At 46.9% G+C, this 25,296-nt stretch carries 14 protein-coding genes and 1 tRNA gene; 8 read left to right on the top strand and 7 right to left on the bottom strand.

The genetic code is table 11. From position 1 onward, the window contains the following. Together DXD65_RS18500 and DXD65_RS18495 are read left to right on the top strand one after the other, a co-directional pair. Positions 1 to 265, top strand: a 265-nt coding sequence (locus tag DXD65_RS18500; RefSeq protein ID WP_317125007.1) for a flavodoxin, incomplete at its 5' end; no start/stop codon positions are given. 29 nt (positions 266 to 294) lie between these two features. Then, the gene (locus DXD65_RS18495) at positions 295 to 1,371 is read left to right on the top strand and encodes an alpha/beta hydrolase (RefSeq protein WP_117887856.1); all 1,077 of its coding nucleotides are present in this window, start codon (positions 295 to 297) and stop codon (positions 1,369 to 1,371) included. 6 nt (positions 1,372 to 1,377) lie between these two features. Here DXD65_RS18495 and DXD65_RS18490 read toward each other — a convergent pair whose 3' ends face one another. Next, complete coding sequence (locus tag DXD65_RS18490) at positions 1,378 to 2,433, bottom strand: winged helix DNA-binding domain-containing protein (RefSeq protein WP_057089084.1); 1,056 nt, start codon at positions 2,431 to 2,433, stop codon at positions 1,378 to 1,380. A gap of 188 nt (positions 2,434 to 2,621) precedes the next feature. Between DXD65_RS18490 and DXD65_RS18480 the strand changes: the two genes are divergently transcribed. The 4 genes from DXD65_RS18480 (at position 2,622) to DXD65_RS18465 (ending at position 5,677) form a co-directional block, all read left to right on the top strand. Next, complete coding sequence (locus DXD65_RS18480; RefSeq protein WP_117588484.1) at positions 2,622 to 3,767, top strand: NEW3 domain-containing protein; 1,146 nt, start codon at positions 2,622 to 2,624, stop codon at positions 3,765 to 3,767. Between the two features lie 2 nt (positions 3,768 to 3,769). Beyond that, complete coding sequence (locus DXD65_RS18475) at positions 3,770 to 4,513, top strand: ABC transporter ATP-binding protein (RefSeq protein WP_035457716.1); 744 nt, start codon at positions 3,770 to 3,772, stop codon at positions 4,511 to 4,513. Continuing rightward, positions 4,506 to 5,462: an ABC transporter permease gene (locus tag DXD65_RS18470; protein ID WP_005831677.1), complete on the top strand. Its 957-nt coding sequence runs from the start codon at positions 4,506 to 4,508 to the stop codon at positions 5,460 to 5,462. Before DXD65_RS18475 ends, DXD65_RS18470 begins: the two co-directional genes overlap by 8 nt. Positions 5,463 to 5,589: 127 nt before the next feature. Continuing rightward, a tRNA-Ser gene (locus DXD65_RS18465) sits at positions 5,590 to 5,677 on the top strand. Positions 5,678 to 6,026: 349 nt separating this feature from the next. On the opposite strand, the gene DXD65_RS18460 is transcribed toward DXD65_RS18465, so the two are convergent. From DXD65_RS18460 to DXD65_RS18435, 6 genes are all read right to left on the bottom strand, one after another. Further along, entirely contained in the window at positions 6,027 to 7,091 is a 1,065-nt protein-coding gene (locus DXD65_RS18460) for an alpha/beta hydrolase-fold protein (protein ID WP_229075395.1), read from the bottom strand. Between the two features lie 180 nt (positions 7,092 to 7,271). Continuing rightward, positions 7,272 to 8,942, bottom strand: a complete 1,671-nt coding sequence (locus DXD65_RS18455) for a carboxylesterase/lipase family protein (protein ID WP_117589633.1) — start codon at positions 8,940 to 8,942, stop codon at positions 7,272 to 7,274. Between the two features lie 234 nt (positions 8,943 to 9,176). Further along, positions 9,177 to 11,363 carry a glycoside hydrolase family 3 C-terminal domain-containing protein gene (locus DXD65_RS18450; protein WP_117588487.1) on the bottom strand — a complete coding sequence of 729 codons (2,187 nt, stop codon included), beginning with the start codon at positions 11,361 to 11,363 and terminating at the stop codon, positions 9,177 to 9,179. 161 nt (positions 11,364 to 11,524) lie between these two features. Next, a complete protein-coding gene (locus DXD65_RS18445) occupies positions 11,525 to 13,198 on the bottom strand; it encodes a RagB/SusD family nutrient uptake outer membrane protein (RefSeq protein ID WP_016272722.1) in 1,674 nt (557 codons plus the stop codon). Between the two features lie 21 nt (positions 13,199 to 13,219). Continuing rightward, positions 13,220 to 16,393 (bottom strand): SusC/RagA family TonB-linked outer membrane protein, encoded by a 3,174-nt coding sequence (locus DXD65_RS18440; protein WP_117589650.1) that lies wholly within the window; start codon positions 16,391 to 16,393, stop codon positions 13,220 to 13,222. A gap of 143 nt (positions 16,394 to 16,536) precedes the next feature. Continuing rightward, positions 16,537 to 18,177 carry a carboxylesterase/lipase family protein gene (locus DXD65_RS18435; protein WP_233556160.1) on the bottom strand — a complete coding sequence of 547 codons (1,641 nt, stop codon included), beginning with the start codon at positions 18,175 to 18,177 and terminating at the stop codon, positions 16,537 to 16,539. Positions 18,178 to 18,535: 358 nt separating this feature from the next. Between DXD65_RS18435 and DXD65_RS18430 the strand changes: the two genes are divergently transcribed. Then, positions 18,536 to 22,387 carry a hybrid sensor histidine kinase/response regulator transcription factor gene (locus DXD65_RS18430; RefSeq protein ID WP_117589635.1) on the top strand — a complete coding sequence of 1,284 codons (3,852 nt, stop codon included), beginning with the start codon at positions 18,536 to 18,538 and terminating at the stop codon, positions 22,385 to 22,387. A gap of 364 nt (positions 22,388 to 22,751) precedes the next feature. Then, positions 22,752 to 25,289, top strand: coding sequence for a beta-mannosidase (locus DXD65_RS18425; protein WP_117589636.1), 2,538 nt, complete (start codon positions 22,752 to 22,754; stop codon positions 25,287 to 25,289). Positions 25,290 to 25,296 lie beyond the last annotated feature (7 nt).

Below are 25,296 nucleotides of genomic sequence, written 5' to 3'. Positions count from 1 at the left end.
AGTATGGATGGAGCTCTTTTCAATTAAAATACGGTGCACTTTTCAATTAGTATCTACAAATTTGGCTCCAAGAATCGTCAATACATTTATAGAAAGCGGTGATTTTGCAGGTAAAACGGTTATTCCATTCGCCACTTCGGGAAGCAGCAGTATTTCTAATGCAGAAAAGGAATTGCAGACGAATTACCCCGGCATAAACTGGGGAAAAGGCAGGCTGCTGAATGGAGCGAGCCGGGAAACTGTCAAGCAATGGATTAAGAAATGAATTTCCAACCGAAACTTAAAGAAGTAGAGATGAAGAACATGGTAAAAAACATATGTGCGGCGATGGTTATTAGCCTTTGTGCTGCAGGACATTTGTCTGCAACAGAAAATAATCCTAATAATGATAATAAATTTATGGAAGAGAATTTGAATCTGATTCAAGAGTGGGACAAGACATTCCCACAGAGTGATAAAGTAGACCATAAAAAGATAACTTTCCACAACCGTTACGGCATTACACTTGCCGCCGATTTGTATGTACCCAAGAATGTGACGGGTAAATTGCCTGCCATTGCCATCAGTGGCCCATTTGGTGCCGTGAAGGAACAAGCTTCGGGCTTGTATGCGCAGACATTGGCAGAACGTGGATTCCTGACGATTGTTTTCGATCCATCCTATACGGGAGAAAGTAGCGGCCAGCCCCGTTATGTGGCTTCGCCGGACATCAATACGGAAGATTTCAGTGCAGCGGTCGATTATCTTTCCACCCGTGACGATGTAGATGCAGAGCGCATCGGCATTCTCGGTATTTGTGGATGGGGAGGCATGGCGCTTAATGCAGCGGCTATCGATACTCGCATCAAGGCTACAGTTACGGCAACCATGTACGACATGAGCCGGGTCAATGCTAACGGTTATTTCGATTCTATGAATGCCGATGCACGGCATGAATTGCGGCGCCAGCTTAATGCTCAGCGTACGGAGGATTATAGAAACGGTACATTTGCTCTTGGAGGAGGTGTAGTAGACCCGTTGCCTGCCGATGCTCCACAATTTGTGAAGGACTACCATGCCTATTATAAAACACCGCGCGGCTATCATAAGCGGTCACTCAACTCTAACCACGGATGGAACAAGACTTCACCGCTTTCGTTCATCAATATGCCTATCCTTTCATATAGTGATGAAATCCGTAGTGCAGTGTTGATGCTGCACGGTGAGAAGGCCCATTCACGTTATTTCAGTGAAGATGCTTTTAAAAAGTTGCAGGGTGATAATAAGGAACTGCTGATTATTCCCGGTGCAAACCATGTAGACTTGTATGACAATATAGAGGTAATTCCATTCGGCAAAATAGAGAGATTCTTCAATGAAAATCTTCGATGACCGCCTTTAATGTGTTAGGAACCGGACGTACTTTTCTTTAGCCTGGTTCAGCAACTCCTCTTTCAGGCAGATGTCTTTCCGGAAAAGCGAATGCTCCGGGAAGATTTCTTTTTTCTTGGACGCCTTGTTCCAATTTCCTACTACATGCCCCTTATAGAGAAGTACCGGAAAGAACAATCCGTTGTTGGTGAAAGCTTTGGAATAGTCCTCTTTGGGTAGGACGTCCGTCCGGTCCTTGTATCCTATCAGGTATTCATCGTAGGAGGGAAGAAGGTGCAGGTTACCGGTCGCCTTTCCAGATGTCCGGCAGGAGTCATGGATGTACCATGTCTGGCTGTTCCATTGTTCGGACATCAGTTCCGGTTCTATCAGAGAAATGGCTTGCCTTGCTTCCGTTAAAGGCAAACCAGACCACCAGGAGAAGTCTTGCAGGGTAGCAGGGGCATGGCTGCGGAAATAGGCTGTAGCCAGGCGGGCCAGCGCTTCTTCTTTCGTCAGTTCGGGGGTAGGTGGAACTCTTTCGTCCAGAAGGGCATAGGTGTGTTGCCGTCCATGGCATTCTCCGCTGCACACAATTCCTTCGACTTCGGCACGCGACATAAAGCGGGTCATGTGGTAGTTGTCTGCAAGCAGTCCCGAACGTTCAAAATGTTCCGCAATCTCTTGTTTCGTCAGGCTTCGCTTCCCGCTGAGGATATTCCCAAGTATGGTGTAGCTTCTGTCATATTGCTGTTCCGTGATTTCCAGACCATGTCCTTTTGCATAAGAATCATTGGCAGATTTGATGCGTTGTGCAGAGAGTTTCAGCATCCAACGAATGTCTTCTGCTGCTACCAGGTGCCATGTGGGACGCATTACGTGGGTTCTCAGTATTTCCCCTTGATGCAGGGCTTTTTCCACGGCTTGAATTCCCGGTGACTTCAGCCGCATACCTACGGCCCATTTCACCATTGTATAGTCTTGTGCCTGCATGGCGCCCATCCAGGAGACCAGTTCTTTCGGGTGGCCGAAGAGTGGAGTGGACAGTTGCTGGTTCTGTAAGCGTATTTCAGGGATTCTCATGTCGGTATGGTATTCGTTTGTATCAATAGGAATCGCAAAGATAAGAAAAGCAGGTCATCGCAGGGTATATCGTGTCCGCAATTATATTCTTTTGTTTCTTTTAACAGCTACTAATATAGCTATCTTTTATTTTTGCAACACACAAATTTGGAAAATATTCATAATTAAACAACCATAAGAACTTTTTTATGACTATGAGAACAAATTGTATTTTATTGTTAGTTATTTTGTTGGGAGCCTTTCCCTTAAATCGTGTACATGCCGATGAATCTGGAAGCATAATTCTGTACACTCCTTACACAAAAATTTCCGTGACGCCCGGAGCGTCCATTGATTACAGCATTGATTTGATTAACAACACGGACGGGGTTACAAATGCAAATCTCTCGGTCAGCGGATTGCCGGGCAGTTGGAAGCATGAAATCAAGTCAGGCGGCTGGACCCTCAGCCAGCTTTCTGTACTGTCCAAGGAAAAGAAAACGTTCAATTTGAAAGTGGAAGTTCCTCTAAAAGTAAATAAAGGAAGTTATCATTTCACAGTATTTGCCGGAGAAACCAAACTGCCGCTGGAGGTGATCGTGGCCCAGAAAGGAACTTACCAGACCGAGTTCACTACCGACCAGCCCAATATGCAGGGCAATTCCAAGTCCACCTTTACCTTCAATGCCACTTTGAAAAACCAGACGGCCGACCAGCAGCTGTATGCGCTGATGGCCAATGCCCCCAGAGGCTGGAGTGTCGTGTTCAAGCCTAACTATAAGCAGGCCACTTCTGCCCAGGTGGAAGCGAACAGCAGCCAGAATGTGAGTATAGAGATTGTCCCTCCCGCCAATGTGGAAGCCGGCAATTACAAGATTCCGGTACGTGCGGCTACTGGTACGACTTCTGCCGACTTGGAGCTGGAAGTTGTTGTCACGGGTTCCTACGAGATGGAATTGTCCACGCCCAGAGGATTGTTGAGTACCGAAATCACAGCAGGAGATGTGAAGCGTATCGAGTTGGTGGTCCGGAATACCGGTTCTTCATTGTTGAAAGATATCCAGCTTTCTGCCAATAAGCCCGTGGACTGGGAAGTGTCTTTTGAGCCTTCGAAGATTGATATGCTGAAGGCGGGGGAAACGGCCAATGTCGTAGCTATCATGAAAGCATCCAAAAAGGCATTGCCCGGAGATTATGTGGCTACCATGACGGCCAAAACTCCTGAAGTGAATACAGACGCCCAATTCCGCATTGCCGTGAAAACCCCGATGATATGGGGATGGGTGGGCGTTTTGATAATAATCGTTGCCATAGGTGCCGTATGCTATCTGTTCCGTAAATATGGAAGGAGGTGAGCATGGACGAGCGAGTGATTGCATTGACAGACTTGACCAAGCAGTATGGGCGCTTCACTGCCGTAGACCGCATTTGCCTGACTATCCGTAAAGGGGAGATTTTCGGATTATTGGGGCCAAACGGCGCCGGCAAGTCAACTACCATCCTGATGATGCTGGGACTGACGGAACCCACTTCCGGCTCTGTGGAGATTTGCGGTATCGACTCTACCAGGCATCCTATCGAGGTAAAGCGGAAAATAGGCTATCTGCCCGAAGATGTGGGGTTTTATGATGACATGACCGGTCCGGAAAACCTTATATATACTGCGCGTCTCAATGGCATTTCGGATGCCGAAGCGAAAGTCAAGGCGCTGGAGCTGATGGAGCATGTGGGGCTTGCCGGACAGATGAAAAAGAAGACCGGGAAATATTCGCGCGGTATGCGCCAGCGATTGGGGCTGGCAGACGTGCTTATCAAAAATCCGGAAATTATAATCCTGGATGAACCTACTTCGGGAATAGACCCTGCCGGTGTTCAGGAGTTCATCGAGCTCATTAGGCAGTTGAGCCGGAAGGAGGGACTGACCGTCTTGTTCTCTTCCCACCACCTGGACCAGGTGCAGAAAGTTTGCGACCGCGTGGGACTGTTCAACAGTGGGAAGCTGGTCACCTTGATTGATATGTCTGATTTGAAGGACAAGCATCAGGAATTATCTGATATTTATAACCATTATATGGAGGAAGGAGGAGAAAGGCATGAATAAAGTCAATTATCCTTTTCGGGTAGTCGTCAACAAGGAAATATCCGACCATGTGAAAAGTTGGCGGTTCATTATCTTGATGGGAATCATTTTGCTTACGTGCATGGGCTCACTCTATACCTCGCTTACCAACATAGGTGCCGCCATCAAGCCCAATGACCCGGACGGTTCGTTCCTTTTCTTGAAGTTGTTCACAGCCTCGGATGGCACATTGCCTTCTTTTGTGCAGTTTATCAACTTTCTGGGGCCGTTGTTGGGGATTGCGCTGGGATTCGATGCTATAAATTCGGAACAGAACAAGGGGACGTTGAGCCGTATGCTGTCACAGCCTGTTCATCGTGATTGCATTATCAATGCCAAGTTCGTGGCTGCATTGATTGTGATAGGTATCATGCTGTTTGTACTGGGATTCCTCGTAATGGGCTGCGGGTTGATAGCGATAGGCATTCCTCCCACAGCAGAAGAATTTTGGAGGATTGTATTCTTTCTCATAATCAGTGTGTTCTATGTGGCATTCTGGCTGAATCTGGCCATTCTGTTTTCGCTTTGCTTCCGTCAGGCGGCCACCTCGGCATTGGCTTCGGTGGCGGTATGGTTGTTTTTCAGCGTGTTCTATACGATGATTGTCAATCTGGTTGCCAAGGCATTGAGCCCTTCGCAGCTGGCATCTCCTTATCAGATAGTCAGTTACCAGAAATTTATTCTCGGTCTGATGCGTCTGGCACCTAGCGAACTGTTCAATGAGGCGACCACAACGCTGCTGATGCCTTCCGTCAGAAGTTTGGGGCCGCTTACTATGGAGCAGGTTCAGGGGGCCATTCCCAGTCCGCTGCCATTGGGACAGAGTCTTTTGGTGGTGTGGCCGCAGCTCACCGGACTGATTGCAGCTACTGTCATCTGTTTTGCTCTTTCGTATGTCATATTTATGAGACGGGAAGTCAGATCACGGTAATGATAAGTATGTTTTATTGAGTGTTGAAAGTCCGTTCCGGCATTGGTTGCTTGAACGGACTTTTAATATTATTTGCCCGAACATTTGGTAATTCCAAAAACTTCCCTTACTTTTGCGCCCCGAACAAGGAGAGGTGCTCGAGTGGTTGAAGAGGCACGCCTGGAAAGCGTGTATACCCCTAAAGGGTATCGGGGGTTCGAATCCCCCTCTCTCCGCTAAAATAGAAAAATTAAAATCGTAAGTCTCTGAATTTTAATGGTTCAGGGACTTTCTTTTTTCTGTTACTCCCTCTTTTTTAGGATACCTCATAGCAGAAGACTTTAGGAGTTCTGTAAAAAGAAGAAAGAATTAGTGTTTCAAGTTACTTATGTTAGAAATTATTTTCTCATTTATTAATAATGTATCTGAATGGAGTGCGTAGTTGCGTAAGTAAGTGACGTGATGTGTATATATACGATATAATTTTCCAAACTTAATTTTATAGCTTGGGATGGAGAACTGCTGGGAGGGATTAAAGTTAATAATAGGATGTAATTCGGTATTTTGCAATGATAATTGTCATGTTTAATACTTAAATAACTGTTGTGCCAAGTTGTACAAGTCATTGCGCCACGTGTACCACGTGTGTCCACCGGGGGCTTCGCTGTACTTGTAGTTGATACCTGCTGCGTCAAACAGTTTCAGCATGGCTTTACAATTGTTGTAAGCGATGTCCTCTGGACCACCTTGCGTGAAATGCAAGGCGTGCACTGTGTGGTTGAAGTCTTGAGCGATGGTCTTGAGGTAGGTGCTGCGTTCGGCGTACATTTTCTTGTTCGTCTCAAACCATCCAGAGCTCAATACCCATAAGTAGCCGAATTCTTTGTAGTGATTCAAGCCTGCTTCCAAAGTTTCCATGCCGCCCATGGAGAGGCCTGCTAAGGCACGATGGTCTTTGTCGGTCAGTACACGGTAGTTGGCTTCGATGTAAGGGATGATGTCATTCATCAGGTCTTTGGCAAATAGAGGTACTTCGTCCATTAGGTTTTCTGTGGCAATGGAGCCGTTGGGCATCACCACAATCATGGGTTGCATTTTGTTCTCGGCTAGTAAATTGTCGAGTATGTTGCCTGCGCAGCCTACCGTAGGCCAAGCAAGGTCAGTATCACCTCCGCCATGTATCAGGTAGAGCACCGGCAATTTTTCCACACTTTTCTCATAACCCGCTGGCGTCCATACGTGCAGGCGACGGGTAGTCTTCAGAGTCTTTGAGTGATAATAACGTTGAGCTATTGCACCATGGGCAACATCTTCCTTCATGGAGAAAAAATCGCCATCTTTTGCCTCCACTTTCAGTACGGCTGAGATTTCATGTGCCTCGGGAGACTTGGGATCGAACACTTTCACACCATCTACTATAAAGTGGTAGCGGTAGGCTCCAGCTTTTACTGGAGGTACGGTCACCGTCCATACACCAGAGACCGATTTCATCACATCTGGCTTCTTTCCCCAAGGAATAATGTCACCCTCGATGTCTACTTTCTTGGCTTGGGGTGCGTAGATATTCAATGCTATCCTGCCGTCACTCAGCACTTTGACTGATTGGAGCGTGTCGTTAGGGGTAGGCGTACGTTGCCATTGTGCTGCCATAGGCATTATGCCGCAAACACAAAAAAATGCTGTTAAAATGAATTTACTCTTCATTGGAATTAATTTTAAGATTATAAATAAGACAGCTATCTCATGGTGCGGAAGCAACCGGATGGTAGCCGATATGTATTGCCTTTCCTATTGTCCTACTCTAATAGAACAATAGGAAAAATGCTTGGTTTACTCTGTTAACACTTTGCGTGCTTCGCGGTCAGGGTCGTAGACTACTTCGCACTGGTCGTTCAACATCATCGTGGCTCCCTTGTCCGGTGTATATTGCGGCCATTCAGGCAGGCTTGCGCAATTGGGGCTACCCGTACGCATGAAGCTCAGTAAAGCGTCGGTCATCTTCGTGGAGAGGTCGCGCGGACGCTTGCCTCCCCCCGTATGGGTAAGCATAACGTCGGTATTCTTCAGCCAGAAACTGATGTCCAGACAATGGAAGGAACGCATGCGCCCGTCGAATAAGGGTGGCTCCCAGCCGAACCATGCTAAATAGACCGGTGCGCTTTGTTGTGCCTTGGCATTGATGGCTTCAATTACTTTCTCACGGGAGCTCATTATCAAGCCGAGCAATTCAATAGGTTTCTTGTCGGGAAATGCTTTTTCATAAGCCAATACAATATTCTGACCGTTTTTACCTTTCATTTTGTCCACCATTTCCACCAGTTGCGTTCTATTCATTTTTTCGAGGGTAGCATTGTCGCGGCTTATGGAGAACTCGCATGTAGTGGTGCTGAATAGCATGGGGACATGGGCCGAGGGAGCTTCCGGATCGGTATAAAATGTATCCATCGGGATGTGGAAGCCATCACCCACAGGCCCAAAAGAACCACGCATCATGCCATTGCCGCCTAGTTGCTTGTCATACTTAGCGGCTGCTCGGTTGGCCAGGACGATGTAGTCGAGCCAAGGTATTTCTTGCAATTTATTTATTTGCGAAGGTGGTAAACCTGCCTCTTTTAGGATGTATTTACCCAGTTCGGTACTGTAATTGTTATCTATTGCCCCCGTGATGTTTCCACTCAAGGCTACGGCCTTGTGCAACAAACCCTTTGTCTCGGCCATGGCTACCAGCGTGCACACTTTAGCTCCGCCGCCCGACTGGCCCATGATGGTGACGTTGCTCGGATCACCTCCGAATTGTGCGATGTTGTTGTGTACCCACTTCAGGCCGGCCACCAAATCGAGGATACCAACATTGCCCGACTCGGCAAACTTCTTCTCATCCACCCCTGAAAAGTCACTGAAGCCGATAGGGCCCAGTCGATGGTTTAATGAAACAAATACAATGTCTCCGTAGCGGCTAAGATTCTCGCCCCGATAGCTGTCTTGCTCAATGCTATTGCCATTTGTAAAACCGCCTCCATGAATCCATACCAGCACAGGGCGTTTCTTCGTGTCGGCCAAGGCGGGCGTCCAAATGTTTAGCATCAGACAGTCCTCGCTGACGCCATAGTAATTCCAATGGTCGGTAAATGTAGTGTATGTGTTGCGGTACTTGCCTGTCGTAATCTGCGGAGCCGTATCGCCCCAAAAGACCGCTGGACGGATGCCCTCCCAAGGCTCGGGTTCGCGGGGAGGCATGAAACGGTTTTCGCCCGCCGTGCTTGCCCCATACGGTATGCCACAAAAGGTGTATATATCTCTTAATAGATAGCCGCGCACTTTGCCATACTGAGTCTGTGCTACGGCAATGGAATCTCCTATATATAACTGTTGTTCGTCTTGCGAAACACTATTCGGTTGTTGCTCCGTCCTTCCGGCAGAGCAAGCGGAAAAGGTATACACGAAAATACCCGCGTAAAGCAGGGAGATGCCTTTCCTGATTTTCAACTTAACTGTTTTCATACGCAATGAATTTTTTTATTACAAAGATGAACATTTGTCGGCAAAGCTGCTTTTCACCAGCTTCGTTGTTTTTGTCAATGGTTCACTTGATACTTGTCTGTTTCTTCATTCAGGTTGTCTGTATATTCAAAGGCAGGCATAGAAAAGAATCCACACACAGTTATGCAAAGGACAGACTGCGTGCGGATTCTGCATTGTCTATCACAATCTTTTTACTCAACTCTAATAACTGTTCTATAAAGTAACTTCACCTTCCAGACGGATATCTGCTGAAGAGGCACCGATAAGTAGTTTTACCTTACCGGGCTCCACAACGAACTTATCTTGAATTTCATCCCAATAAGCGAAATCCTCCTTGGGAATATCAAGCACCACTTCCTTTGTATCACCGGCTGCGATAGGCACCTTACTGAATGCCCTCAGTTGCTTCATCGGGCGTTCTACCTTTGATTCCGGATAGCTGGCATACAGCTGCACCACTTCCTCACCGTCGCGGCTACCCGAATTCTTTACCAACACGGTTACGGTAACCTTATCCTTGTCCTGCTTGACAGACTTGATTTGCTGGTAGTCGAATGTAGTATAACTCAAGCCATAGCCGAAGGGATAAAGCACATCATCCTTGTAGTACATGTAGGTACGTCCGTTACGAATGTCATAATCCATCATGTCGGGTAGGTCGGTAATGTCCTTCACCCATGTTTGAGTGGTATGTCCAGAGGGGTTGACCTTACCAAACAAGACATCGGCCAAACCGTTGCCTTGTTCTTGACTGCAATGCGTAATGTGCAAAATGGCTGGCAGATTTTCTTGACTCCAGTTGATGGTGTATGGGAAGCTGCTAACTAGTACCAAGATAGTGTTGGGATTGGCCTTGTACACCTGCTTCAGCAAGTCTTCATCGGGCAGCATCAGCGACTTTCTATCCACAGCTTCTCGTCCGTCGCTCGGCACGGGGCAGAAGAACCAGTCAGGACGTGTGCCATACGGATGGTTTCCTACGCATACCACAGCTACATCAGCCTCCCGGGCCGCATTTACGGCTTCATCTATTGCATTGTTGGTAGCATAAATCACTTCTGTTTGTCCATCTTTCATGGCGTTGCGAATGCCCTCTAAGATAGTAATCTCATATGCCGGTGTGCCGCTATACCAGTCTTGCACAATCTTATCGGCATAAGGGCCTATTACGGCTATCTTCTTCAGCTTGGAGGCATTGAGGGGCAGAAGATTCTTACTGTTCTTCAGCAGCACCACCGACTTGGCCGTCACCTCGCGTGCTAATTGTTTGGCTTCCTCACGTTCATAAGGAGGCACTTCGTTGGGGATGGTACCGATGTTCTTATAAGGGTCTGCAGAATCTTTTCCGTCCAGCAATCCTAGCCTTAAGGCTACGTATAGGTTGCCACGAATAGCTTTGTCAATGTCTTTCTCAGTCAGTAAACCCTTTTCTAAAGCTTCCTCAATATAGGGCTTATAAACATCCAAGAATTGTCCTGTAGTAGCCTTTACCACCGCAGCCGCTCCTTCGGCCATAGTGGGATAGGCATGGTGGGCATTGACTAGCAGCTTCAGTGCTCCGCCATCCGTGCAGATAATGCCGTTGTTGCCCCATTTGTCGCGAGTAATTTCTTTCAAGCAAGGATGTACGCACATGGCCGGGCCGTTCCATCCGTTATAGGCAGCCATAAAAGCATGGCTTTCGCCTTCGGTAATGCCTTTGTAGAAGGGATAAGCATAATATTCGTAGAATAGGCGCATATCGAAGTTGCTTGATGTGCTGTCTCTGCGATCTTCGTTACTGTTGGCCAGGAAATGTTTCATCAGGGCGGCAGTACGCCAATAGCGTGGGTTATCACCTTGCAAGCCTTTGATATTGGCTACTGTCAGTCTGGCAGTAAGGAAGGCATCCTCTCCGTAGCTTTCTTCCGTGCGTCCCCAGCGCGGATCGCGTGCCAAGTCGGCATTCGGAGCACGCATTACCAAGGCTGTACGCTTGTCTTCAGGACGTTGCATGTAGTAGCGCGCTTCAAGGGAAGCCTGCTCACCTACTTTTTTCACTAAGTCCACATCCCACGTAGCGCCCAGTCCATATGATTGTGGGAAAATAGTCGTAGGTCTATCAGTAGGAATTATTTTTCCATCTTCACCTTTCTTACGTCCTCCCCAAGCAGCAGGACCACCCAAGGCCAATCCATGTAGGCCCTCGTGGTGGCGGCAAGAAAGTATGCCCAAACGGGGCACCGCTAGGTCGCTGCCGAGTAAAGCAATTTTTTCCTCCAGCATAAGTTCTTCCAGCAAGGCGTCAATACGCTTTTCGTCCGATAGTTTCGTGTTCTGAAATTTGTAAATTTTCTGCGCTCCGACCGATAGATAAGCCATCGTGAGGCACAACACAACAAATAAAGATTTCATTTTCATGATTACATAAATTGAGTTTGTAAACCTTAATATGTAGCAAATTTTGTTTTCTCACTTTAAAAATGTACAGAAACGGATAGTCTTGATGAAGGTGTCAAAATGACAACCAGTCGCAAACGGCATTCCTGTTTTAATTTCATATTATAAGCATATGGCTCTTATCACCAACCAGGATTTTGTTTCAAAACACCGTCAGATAATAGAATCTGGTTCGTGTTGACCATCATCAAACCTGCCTTGTTTATAAAGTTCTGAGGATTGAACGAGATGGTAGCAGGAGCACCCGCTGTCATCACTTCAACGCCGTTTTGTTTGGCTAATTGGGCAGCCGCATAGTCTATGCCTTGGCGTAGCAAGTCGTAATAGTTAATGCCTTCGAAAGCAAATTCAAACTGACGTTCGCGCATTATGTTTTCTTTCGTAGCTTGTTTTTCGGTGTATAACGGAGAGGTGTTGCCATCTTTATCCTTAAAGGCACGTTCGCGAACCATGTTGAAATACTGTTGCGCATTAGGGCTACCCAACTCAGCTGCCATTAGTAACACGTCGGCATAGCGAACTTGAACATAATCCTGGTGGTTTGAAATCATCAAGTTACCCGTACCGTTTTCCATACCAGCATGTGTACCATCGGCAAAGGCCAATGGAGCATACTTCTTGATATAGTAACCGGTGTATTCCTGCGATTGGACAATACAAGTTTGAACCAACTGATTGTCTTCCAATCCCTCGCCTTTTATATCAATCACAGAAGCTGTACGCCGAGTATCGCCATCCTCATATTCCTCAACGAATTTAGGATTTACTGTAGCATATCCCCAACCTTGTGCATAAGGAGCCACACCTGTTGAGGTACGCAAAGCAATGTTTACTTGCCAACGGTTACCGTCCAAACCAGACCAGTTAACACTGGCTGTACATTTTACGGTTAATACTGTCTCGTTATTACCATCACCGGCATAATCGCCATATAGGGTAGTCATATCACCTACTTCTGCTTTTTGGGCACAAGCGGCAGGCCACAAACGCCGGTATTCGGGTATCAAAGCGTATTGACCTGAAGAAATAATGTCTTCCACAGCGGCTAACGCATCAGCCTTGGTCACGCCTTCAGGCTCTTGACCATAATAACCGGTGTAGTACAAATAAGCACGTGCCAAGATGGCCTCGCAAGCATATTTGGTAATCTTGCCATCGTTTGTTTCCGATTCAGCTTTGGGATAAGCGTTTGCCGGAATATTTTCGATGGCAAACTTCAGGTCATCGAAAATCAGCTTATACACGTCAGCGGGATCTGCCTGCGGTATATTTTCATCAGTAGGTTTGGTAAGCAAAGGAATGTTACCAAACTGACGTACCACATCGAAATATAAGAAGGCACGGATGGCATGGCACTCGGCCATATACTGAGTATGCATGCTACCCGTTTCGTTCCATTGAATGCTATTTTCGCGTGTGATTAATTCGTTGCAACGATAAATGCCTGCATAATAACCAGACCAACTGGAACCTGTAGAAGAAGGCATTTCTGAGAGGTCAAAGCGATCGGTCACACGCATACCGTTACCATCGGAAGCACCGGAACCGCCGAAACATTCATACCCCATTACTTCGGCGCTAACCAAGAAATTGACAGCGCTACCACATGTTGCACGTCTATAACCATCGTAGCAGCCCAACAAGGCACGATAGGCATCTTGCTCTGTTTTATAAAAATTTCCTGTCGTAGATTCGGTCTTTGATTCCACATCCAAGAAGCCCTTAGTGCAAGAAGTCATTCCCAAACTCAGGCATAAAATGCCTGCTGCAATTATGTTAGACCTAATATTTTTCATATTCATACGTATTTTTATAAATTAGAATTTAAGATTTACACCTACAAGAACAGTACGGGGGCGCGGATAATAACCATAATCTAGGCCCGATACCCAAGAATTGTTGGAAGAACCGAAACCGATTTCTGGATCCATACCGTCGTACCCGGTAATGGTGAATAGGTTTTGTACCTGAAAGTATAGGCGAGCTTGGCTGACTGCTTTGCCCTTGAATAATTTGGCGAAATCATAACCCAACGTAAGGGTACTTAGGCGCAGGTAGTCACCATTTTGTATAAATAAGTCAGAGAACTGATAGTTGATGTTGCTATCTGTAACGCGCGGAATCCGGTTACTGGTGCCTTCACCGTGCCACCGGTCAAGGATAGCTGTGGTGTAGTTTGGTGTAGGACGGGTGTGGTTACGGTAAGACTGCACAATCTGCTGGCCAAAGGCGCCGTTTGCCACGATGGAGAAATCGAAGCCTTTGTAAACGAAGCCCAAGTTCAAACCCAACGTGAAATCAGGAGTACCGTTGCCTAAGTTCACCTTATCTTTGTCGTTGATTTGACCGTCATGGTTTCGGTCCACAAAGCGCACATCGCCCGGCTGTACATTAGACTGCAGGATACCGTTGCCTGCGGCACGCCATTCATCTATTTCCTGTGTATTTTGAAAGATACCGGCAGTTTTATAGCCCCAGAAATAACCGATAGGTTGGCCATTTTCTGCACGGTAGAATTCGCTGGCATTGTTGTACAACTCATCGCCTGCACCATGGATGATACCATCGCTGGTAGGAATGTTACCTACCTCATTCTTGTTGTAGGAACCGTTCAGTGAGATGTTATATTTAAAGTCCTTACCTAACGTGTCATCCCAAGTCAAAGCCAGTTCCACACCGGTGTTCTTTACATCGCCACCATTGATGTAAGGTGCGCCTGTACCAGCCGTATTCAGAATAGGAGCTGTGAGTAACCAATCCTTTGTTGTCTTCATATAGAAATCAAAGTTCACACCAAAACGGCTGTCGAAGAAGCGAGCGTCGAAGCCGATATTGGTCTGTTCAGAAGTTTCCCATGTCAACTTTTCATTGGCCAAACGGCTGGGATAAGCGCCCCAGTTGTTACCTAATGCCGCAGCTTCGGTAGACGAATTTTGATGCGAGTTACCGAAATAGTAATATATATATTGCGACGTGATAGGTGCTAAGTATTGGTAGTTATCAATGTTTTGGTTACCTACTTGTCCCCAGCTGACACGTAGCTTAAAGTAGTCGAGCCAGCTACGGGTACTTTCCATGAATTTCTCGTTGGTCATGATCCAGCCTGCGGAGATGGATGGGAAATAACCGTAACGATGGCCACGGGCAAACTTGGAAGAACCGTCGGCACGTACCGTAGCGTTCAGCATGTAGGTCTCTTTCCAGTTCCAACCAAAGCGGACGAAGTAAGAGACCGTACGGTTTTCATCCAATGGATAACCGCTGACACCTAAACCACTGGCAGTAGAAGAAGCTGTACCATTGCTGATGTAAGCATGTTCCCAATCGTCGAATCCTTCTTTCAAGGAAGAATTGCTACCACTTAAGTAAGTGCCATTGTATTGGTAGGACTCCATACCGATCAAGGCTTTGAAGGCATGGTCATTAACTTTCCAGTCATAAGTAGCCGTATTGGTCCATGTAAGTTCCAATACATGCTGCATATTTTGGGTAACACTGGTATTAGTATTACGGCTTGTAGAACCGAATTGGTATATCGGGTTGAAGTTGCGGTATTCATTGGTACTGTAGTTAGCACCGAATACAGTACGAATTTTTAGGTTCTTGATGGGCTGCAATTCGGCATAAGCGTTGCCGGAGAAGAAGACGTTTTTGTTTTGATTATGGCGCATCATCATTAAACCATAAGGGTTACCGCTTTCCTGATTCCAATCGGAATTGGAGGTATCATTGTAGGGCATGTCGTAAATGTTGTTATCGCTGTAAATGGGAACAAATGGAGCAATTTCGTAAGCGCCACGCAACGAGTTATCGTATTGGCCGCCTACGCCGACACCAGTCTTATCACGGTAAACGAAGCTAACTTGTTCTCCCACCTTCAGTAGATTTTTGAATAACTTGTGCTCAGAGTTGATGCGGAAGTTGTAACGGGAGAAGTTAGACACGTCCTTACCGCCAACAATACCTTCCTGTGACATGTAACCCAACGAAATGGCATATTGGGAAACCGTTGAACCACCCGTAATACCAAGGGTATAACTCTGCATTTGAGCATTGTCTTCAAACATTTTGTCCAGCCAATCTACATCATAGAGATTACCGTTTGCATCATAAATAGACTTATAGCCGCTCCAATTATATCCAGAACCGGTAGAGTTGCGGTGCGACTCGTCCATAATCATGATGTACTGTTCGGTATTCAATAAGTTCACTTCTTTTGCCACGTTCTGTACACCGAAGTAACCGTCGAATGACACTACAGCCTTACCTTCCTTACCGTTCTTGGTCGTCACCAACACTACACCGTTGGCTGCCTGCGCACCGTAGATGGCAGCGGAAGCGGCATCCTTCAAGATGTCGATACTTTCGATGTCGGCAGGGTTCAGGTTGGAGATGTCACCGCGAACGCCATCAATCAGATACAATGGTTCAGCATTACCTATGGTACCCAAACCACGGATGCTAACCTTGAGGCTTTCACCCGGTTGGCCGGAAATAGAAGTGATGTTTACACCAGGTGTCTGTCCCTGCATGGCCTGCAAAGGATTGGTGGTGTTCAGCTCGGCGATTTTGTCGCCTTTTACCTGGACGGTGGCACCTGTCACTAACTTTTTCTTTTGGACACCATAGCCCACAACCACGACTTCGTCCAACATTTCATTGTCTTCTATCAGTACCACATTAATGATAGAAGATGTGCCTATCTTGATGGTTTGCGACTTAAAGCCAATGTAAGAGAAGACCAAGGTCTGCCCTTCGCTGGCTTGCACTGAGTATCGACCATCAAGGTCAGTGATACTACCGGTAGAATTTTCTTGTACTTGGACACTTACTCCAATCAAGGGAAAACCGTCCGTACCCGATGTTATTACTCCCGTAATCGTCTTTGACTGCAGAGGAGATGCTTGTACCGGAACTGCTTGTATACAAGCAAGTGTTAGTACGAGTGACAAAACTACGTTGCAAAAACATAAAATTACACTTTTTTTCATATGCATTTCTCACATTTTAATTATAAGGTTAATATTAAGGATAATACATTCTCTTTCGTGTTTTAGGGTTCACACAAAACTACTTTTCAACATATCTCTCACGTTGTATAGTGCAACAATCTTTAAATAAAAAATGAAGAGCTTTATTTTAAGGATTCACGTGCTTCCCTATCGGGATCGTAAACCACCTCACAGACATCGTTGAGCATCATCGTGGCACCCTTCTCAGCTGTGTACTGTGGCCATTCGGGCAGGCCTGCACAATTGGGATTGCCGATGCGCATGAAGTTCAACAAAGCATCGGTCATTTTCATAGAAAGGTCGCGCGGACGCTTACCACCGCCTGTATGGGTAATCATTAAGTCGGTGTTCTTCAGCCAGAAGCAGATGTCCAGACAATGGAAGGCGCGCATGCGGCCGTCGAACAAGGGAGGATTCCAACCGAACCATGCCAAATAGACCGGGGCCTTTTGTGTCAGCTTCTGGTTGGCTGTAGCAATGACATTTTCACGTGAACTCAATATTAAACCAAGCAACTCGATAGGCTTTTTGTCTGGGAAGGCTTTGGCATAAGCGTCGACTATCTTGTCACCGTTCCCACCTTTCATCTGGTTTATCATTTCAACTAATTGTTTCTTGTCTATCTGCTCCAAAGTGGAGTTGTCACGACTCAGGGAAAATTCGCAATTGGTAGTGCAGAAAATCATTGGGATGTTGGCCGAGGGGGCTGAGGGATTGGTAAAAAATCCGCCCATAGGAATATGTGTACCGTCGGCGATAGGACCGAAGTTGCTGCGGCGACCGGTAATGCCAGCTTGTTCGTTATACTTGGCCATAGCACGGTTTGCTAACTCAATATAGTCGAGCCACGGCATCTGCTGTAATTTATTTGCTTCGGAAGGCTTCAAGCCGGCTTCCTGCAAGATTACTTTGCCTACGGCTGCACTGTAATTCTTGTCAATGGCATCAGTAGAGTTTCCGCTCAAAGCTATGGCCTTGTGGATAAGCCCTTGCGTTTCGGGCATGGCCACCAGAGTACACACTTTGGAACCACCGCCCGATTGGCCAATGATAGTGACATTGTCGGGGTCTCCGCCAAATTGCCCGATATTGTTGTGTACCCATTTCAAGCCGGCGACCAGGTCGAGAATGCCCACATTGCCCGATGCTTCGAATCCCTTACCGGCCACCGAAAGATCGGAAAACCCGATAGGCCCCAAACGATGATTGATGGATACGAACACGATGTCACCATAACGGCTGATATTTTCGCCATTATAACCATCTTGTTCAATACCATTACCGTTGGTAAAGCCGCCTCCATGTAGCCACACTAGCACGGGACGCTTCTTGTTATCCGTCAGTCCGGGCGTCCAAATATTTAACATAAGGCAGTCTTCGCTTACATCATAATAGTTCCAATGGTCTACAAGCGTGCTGTAACTGTTGCGATACTTCCCCTTGGTCTTTTGTGGGGCTGTGTCACCCCAGAATACAGCAGGTCGAATGCCTTCCCACGGTTCGGGTTCTCGAGGAGGCATGAAGCGGTTCTCACCCGCCGTGCTTGCCCCGTAAGGCACTCCACGGAAATTGTAGATACCCTTTAATATAAAGCCCTTCACTTTGCCGTATTGGGTCTGAGCTACGGCAATGTTATCACCAATGAACAATTGTTGTTCATCATTGTTTTCCTCTGTGCTCTGCTTGGCCTGGTTGGAGCAAGCTAAAATGCCGCACAGCAAAACGCTTCCTACACATAGCAAGGAAACCGTCTTCAACTTCATAATACCAGATTTACTTATTCGCATAACATTTGGTCTTTTATCGCCCCAAATGTGGTGAAAATCGTTTGTATGATGTTATCAAAATCTTTAATTGATTTATCAAAATCTACTTAATGTTGTTTAAAGCGTATGATTTCAACATTGAGACAAGTCTTTACCTATATATTCCTAATAAGCCTTTCTTACTTGTATCCACCCATCACTAACCGCTAATCTCTAAGTTGGAACCCCATTTATTGCTCATGTACTTTTTGACAAAAGCAAGGATATATTTTGATTATCGCTCGTTTTATATAATTTTGTACAGAGAAAAAGAATACTGATGTTTCACGTGAACCTTAAATGACATACTACTTGTATGAAAAAACTCAAACTGCAATGGAAAGGCATTTATGCCTTATTACTGATGTTGTGGTCTGTACCCCTGCCAGCCCAGTTTCCGCTGGTAGAACAGATATCAAGTAACTTCATTACTTCGTTTGTCGAAGATCCCAAAGGCTACATCTGGATAGGGACCAATCACGGGTTGAACCGTTTCAGCGGTTCGAATTATACTGTATATTATGCGCAAGAAGAGTCCACAGCGCTCAATAGCGACTATGTGGATAATTTAATGTTTGATGCCAATAACCGTTTGTGGATGTCAAATGAATGCGGATTGTGCGTGTGGGAGGATGGTATATTCAGACATCCGCAACAGGTAGGCTTCAATCCCATAGGGCGTGTGCTGGATCTGGATAACGAGTGGCTCATTATTACTGATCGTAAGGGGGTGGCCAAGGTGAACAAGCAGACGCTGAAAGAGGAAAAATATTATCTACAACCAGGCATGAGCATAGTCGGTGCTATTACCATTTCCAGTCAAAAGCAAGTGTGGACGGCCAACGCTAGGCACCATGCCACAGATATTTATATATTGGACAGAGACTTGAACTTGTTGCGGACGCTGAATGGCTCTAAGGATACCTATATAGAAAGTATTGTGGAAGACGCCAGCCACCACATGTGGGTGACTACAAGTAAAGGATTATTGTGTTATGACGCAAAGACGTGGGAAGAACTGCTTTTACCTACTGACTTTATGGAGGCTACACAGAACAAAAAAATACACTTCGTGCTTCCTTATCGGCAAAACTTCCTGTTGATAGGTATTTCGGGTGAGGGAATGTACCGTTACGATGTGGCTCGACGGGTGTTGACACGTATCCATGTGCAGCAACAGTTGAAGGGGGATAGATATGTCTGTTTCATCGATACAAACAACGGAATATGGCTGTCTGATCAAGAGAACGACTTTCACTATTATCCCGAAAAGGCAGCCTTTAACAATTTGTCGTCCATCTTCGAACGCTTGGAAGACCCCTTCGTGAAAAATCTTTTGTTCGACTATGAGGGCTATTTGTGGATGCGCTCCTCGCACGATATTGCCAGTTATGATATAGGTGGTGATAAGATAGCTTTCCACTTGGCAGATGGTGGCCTTTACGGGCATATTTTTATTGACTCGAAGAATAGGTTGTGGGTCATCCGGAACCGTTCGGAGGTGCGGCAGTATGCTATCCGGGAGGGGAAAATCGTACGGGAAGAGAACCATTATACCTTCCCGGCCAATGTGTTTTCCATCAGTGAAGACAAGGAAGGACGTATTTGGGTTACGCTGGCTGATAGATTTGCCACGCTGGCGGCCGACGGGAAGTTCACTTACCGGTATGCACCGGGCAGCATTTCGTTTTCGCAGTTGCAGACATTGCGCCCATCGGGTACAATGATTCTCTATACGGTGGCCAACGGTATCTATAAATTTGGTGAAGACCAACAGTTCATCCCGTTGGATTCTCTTTATTTGCCCAACCCGAATTCACTTATTATCGATAGGAACAATACGTACTGGATAGGGACTTACAATACCGGGCTGGTGCATTACGACCCACGCACACAATGGCTGGAGCGGTTTGATTTATCGTCGGGATTGATAGACAACAGCTTGAAGGCAGTAATCGAAGACAAGGAAGGGAACATCTGGTTTAGTTCGTCTACGCATATAGGAAAGTATGATGTGCAGGAAAAAACATTTTCTTATTTATATGATAACTACTTCTGCAAGGGGAAGCTGTATGCGCTGAATTGTGCGGCAGTGGCACCAGACGGTACCTTGTTTTTCGGAGGCTCGGGTGGCATTACAGTCATTTATCCGGATGTACCCATCGAGAAAGAACCGGATATCCCGCTGAATCTGGACATGATATTGGTGAACGGGGGAATACATAATAAGAGCGAGGAAAAACTATCGTTGTCTTATCGGGAGAATACAGTTACGTTCTACTATTCGGCATTAAAGTTAGAGGCGGGTTCTCTGCTGAACTATGCCTATATGCTAGAGGGCTTCGACAAGAACTGGATTGACGCTGGTTCCAACAAGCGGGTGGCCTATTCCAACCTGCCTACCGGAAAATATACGTTCAAGGTGAAAGCTCGCATACTGAGCGGAGAGTGGTGCAAGAACGAACTGACCAAGGAGGTGGTTGTTCACCCTGCACCATGGGCTACGCCCTTGGTTATTGTGTTATACTGGCTGGTCGGTATCGGGCTGGTGCTACTGGTCATCCGGCTAATTATACGTTGGCGGACACAAGAGGAGAGACTGGCATTGGTCAAGTACCAAAGGGAGATAAATCAGGCACACATAGACTTTGTGACCAACATTTCGCACGAAGTACGTACACCGCTAGCCATGGTATATGCCCCGTTGAAAGAACTGGCGAAAGAAAACAATCTGAATGAACATGAGCGTGGCTTGGTGGATATCATGTTGCGCAATGCCGACCGCTTGTTGCGGCTTGTGAAGCAGTTGCTTGACCCCAAGGAAGGTGAGAAGGACGAGAAGCAACTCCGGGTTGCCGTGGTAGACCCGGTAGCTTTCGTTCAGGCACAGATAGCGAACTTCCGGTTTATTGCCCACGAAAAAGGGCTGACGATAAACATGCACGCTGAACAGAAGCAGGATACGGTGGCTTGTTTTGATACGGAGAAGGTGGAAAAGATATTTTATAACTTGCTCAGTAACGCCATTAAGTACACACCTGAAGAGGGGAGTATCGACATTACTGTGGAAAGCGACGGGAAAAACGTACAAATATGCGTGGCCGATACGGGACAAGGTATTTTACCCGAAAAACAGAAACAACTGTTTGATCGCTTTGAACGGTTGGGAGCTGATAAGAAATACCCCAATGTGAATGGTAAGGGCATCGGTCTGAATTATGCGCAATATTTGGCACACCTGCATAAGGGAAACATAGACTACACTTCCAAGCACCCTCAGGGGGCTTGCTTCACTCTTAGTATCCCACAATCGCTGACAGCATATAGTCCCGAGGAACGGGCACAAGACAATGAGTACAAGATACCCATACCGGCAGTCGAGACGAATGCCGTAGAAAAAGTAGTCTCTAAGGAGAACACGCTGTTCATTGTAGAAGACGATCAGGAGGTGCGCGAATACCTGCGAGTGCTGTTGTCGCCAGATTACAATATCGTTGTCGTGGAAAATGGAGAGGAAGCCATAGACAGATTAGAGATGGAGTTGCCTGAACTGATTGTGAGTGATGTGGTCATGCCTCGGAAAGACGGCTACGAGTTGTGCAAGACTATCAAGACAAGTGCCGATTGGGGGCGTATTCCCGTTATTCTGCTAACGGCAAAGAACGATATGGACAGCAGTATCAAAGGACTGGATTGTGGTGCTGATGCCTACGTGGGCAAGCCCTTCGACCCCTTCTATCTGAAAGCCGTCATAAACAATCTGTTGAAAAACCGTAAACGGATGCAATGGATTGTGCAAAACCTCACCTCGGAAAGCCTACCGAGGGGAGAGGCGCGAGAAGCGATACTTAATGAACAAGACCGTCAGTTTTTGGAGAATTTGCACACGTTGCTGGACAAGCACTTGGATGACGAGGCATTCGGCATTACCTCGCTGGCAAAGGAAATGCTGATGAGCTACAGCAGCTTGTATGCCCGAGTCAAGTCGTTGACGGGACAAACACCGCAGAACTTTCTTATCACTTATCGCATGAACACGGCTATGCAACTGCTGCAGACGGGCAAATACACTGTGAGCGAAGTGTGTTACAAGGTGGGAGCTTCTTCGCTGGCCAACTTCTCGCGCAGCTTCAAGCGGCAGTTTGGTGTTCCGCCCAGTGAAGTATAATTTGTGTCATCAATCTCCCGTTGCTGAGGCTGCCTACTGATGGGCACAGCGAAGAAGCGAGGATTATCGAAAGCCCGAATAAGGCGATGGGATAATGCATTGCTACTGCAAAGCAAGTGCATGCTTTTTGCAGTGCTACTGCATTCAGCTTTGCAGTGGCGCTGCAACACATATGCAGTGTCACTGCAGCATATATGCAGTAGCGCTGCAACACGTTTGCAGTCACACTGCAGCAGATGTGCAGCGACGCTGACCCGGTAGGTGTGTACGGGATTGTATCATGTTTCGTTAAGAAGATATTATAAAGTATCCTTTGAATGTCGTATTTTTGTCTATCCGTAATTTAGAGTAGTCAAAGAAAGCTATGAAACACACTCGTATGAAACTAAAAACAGTGGTAAAGAACCTTCATGAAGGCTGGAAATTCCGGCAGGCGAGACTGACCAATTGGTATCCGGCTACAGTTCCGGGAGTAGTCCACACGGACTTACTGCAGAACAAGATTATTGAAGACCCGTTTTTCCGGTTGAACGAACGGGGATTACAATGGATTGACAAGGAAGACTGGGTTTATGAAACTTGCTTTACCCTTGCTGCCGACATGATGCGGAAAGAGAATATGGAGCTTGTGTTCGAGGGGCTGGATACTTACGCTGACGTTTATTTGAATGATGAATGTATACTGAAAGCGGACAATATGTTTCGCCGCTGGTCTATCCCCGTTAGGCAGTACATCAGGGAGGAGAATAATATACTGAAGGTGTACTTCCATTCGCCGGTAAAGATAGACGTCCCCAAATGGGATGCACTTCCCTACCAGTATCCGGCATCCAATGACCAGTCTGAAAACGGGGGCTTGTTCAACAAGAAGATAAGCATTTTTGCCCGTAAGGCGGGTTATCATTATGGCTGGGATTGGGGCCCACGTCTGGTTACCTCCGGCATCTGGCGTCCGGTGTATATCAGGGCTTGGAGCGATTTGAGAATCAACGATGTGTTTATCGAGCAGAAGGAAGTCGGTGCAGGCAGGGCCGTGATTGCCGGACATGTGGAGCTGGATGCCGATAAGGATATGAATGGAGTGTTGGTCACGATAACGGATGAGGTTACTGGAAGAGTGCTTGGCGAGTGGCAAGCGGATTTGAAGCGAGGCACCAATCGGGTGACCGTTGATTTTGTCCTTCACAAGCCGAAGCTGTGGTGGAGTAATGGACTGGGGGAGCCTTTTCTTTATCGTTTCCGTACGGATATCATTGCAGGTGGGGAATTGTTGGACTCTAAAACCGAAAGGGTGGGCATACGCTCTTTGAAGGTGGTGCATCAGCCGGATAAGGACGGGCATACTTTCTATATAGAGCTGAACGGGCGTCCGGTTTTTGCCAAAGGAGCCAATTACATCCCTTCGGATAACTTCCTGCCGCGCGTCACTCCCGAGAATTATAAAAGGACGATTCTCGATGCCGCCGGTGTAAACATGAATATGTTGCGCGTCTGGGGTGGAGGTATCTATGAGAACGATGTCTTCTATGATTTGTGTGATGAGTATGGAATCATGATTTGGCAGGACTTCATGTTTGCCTGCAGTATGTATCCGGCAGAAGGCGCCCTACTCGATAATATCCACCAGGAGGCGGTGGACAATGTGAAACGTTTGCGCAATCATGCCTGCATTGCTTTGTGGTGTGGAAATAATGAATGCCAGGATGCCTGGCTGGGCTGGGGCTGGAAGTGCGAGATAGAACGGCAGAATAAGGAATATGCCGACAAGATTTGGGCACAGTACCGGCAGCAGTATCATGTCACCTTACCCGGGGTGGTCAGGGAGTATGCACCCGGAACCTTCTATTGGCCTTCTTCTCCGTTCGCATTCGAGGGAGAGATGTCCGGTACTACTGACGGGGACCGTCACTATTGGAGTGTCTGGCATGGTAAAGCACCCATTTCTGATTATGACAGCGAGAAATCCCGCTTTTTCAGCGAGTACGGTTTTCAGTCTTTTCCAGAGTTCGAGTCCGTCAAGCGCTATGCTCCTTACCCCGAAGACTGGGATATACGTTCCGAGGTGATGATGTCCCATCAGCGTGGTGGCGACCATGCCAACGGGCTGATTGAGACTTACCTGTTGAATGAATATAAAAAACCGCGTGATTTCCGGGCATTCCTTTATATGAATCATGTGCTGCAGGGAGATGCCATCAAGACGGCCATCGAGTCGCACCGCCGCCAGATGCCGTATAATATGGGGACGCTTTTCTGGCAGCACAACGACTGTTGGCCCGTAGCTTCCTGGGCGAGCCGTGACTATTACGGACGCTGGAAGGCGCAGCACTATTATGTCCGCAAGGCCTATGATGACATCCTGATTTCTTCGGTAGTGGAGGGGGATGATTTGAAAGTATATGCAGTGTCCGACCGCTTGGAGAATACTTCCGGCCAGCTGCAGCTCCAGGTTTGCCAGTTCGACGGAACCGTGGTTCATCACTGGGGCAAGTCTGTCGGCATCTCCGGTAATGACAGCCGTGTCTGTTTTTCCGCACCGCTTGCCAAGTTGCTGGAGGGGGCAGATAGAGGAACGGTATATGTCCGTGTAGACTATACGGACAAATCGGGCAGGGTGTACCATAACAACTACTGTCTGGGCAAGCAGAAGGATATGGATTATCCGAAGGTGGATTTGCAGACTGAAGTCCGTTCCATTGAAGGTGGATATGAAGTGATGGTTTCGGCAGACAAGTTTGCCCGTGCCGTATGCTTGTCCGTTGCCGACAATGAAAGTGTGTATAGCGACAATTATTTTGATGTCCAGCCGAAGAGCAGCGTGCAGGTGCAGGTCAGGACGCGATTGTCTGCCGAAGCGTTCAACGGTTCGTTGAGGCTGACTTGCCTGAACAATGAATTCTGATACTCGC

It is taken from the genome of Bacteroides sp. 4_1_36 (assembly GCF_003466325.1).
In the GTDB taxonomy this organism is placed as follows: domain Bacteria; phylum Bacteroidota; class Bacteroidia; order Bacteroidales; family Bacteroidaceae; genus Bacteroides; species Bacteroides uniformis.
The sequence above is the reverse complement of the archived record's forward strand: the minus strand, read 5'-3'. Positions and strand labels throughout refer to the sequence as shown.